General features: G+C 76.3%; 1 protein-coding gene. It reads left to right on the forward strand.

Features of this window, described 5'->3' with window-relative positions:
• Positions 1-236: tetratricopeptide repeat protein (locus ACYQ0J_RS13700; protein ID WP_460172626.1), on the forward strand; the 236-nt coding region annotated here is incomplete at both ends.

A 236-nucleotide genomic window follows, 5' to 3' on the forward strand; every position in this document is an offset into this window, starting at 1 on the left:
TCCGGGCCGGGCGCTGGGAGGAGGCGGAGGAGGCCTTGAGGCGGGCCCTGGACCACTTCAGCGCCCGGGAGGACCACCTGGGCCGGGCCTGGGCACTCCACGGCCTGGGGGTGGCCCACCTGCACCGGGGCAGGACGGGCTGGGCCCTGCGCCGGGCGGAGGAGGCTTTGGCCGTGGTCCGGGCCAAGTCCCTGGGAGGCTTCCGGAGCCGGGTCCTTGTCCTCCTCTCCTCCGTC

This window comes from Thermus sp. FJN-A (assembly GCF_054655095.1).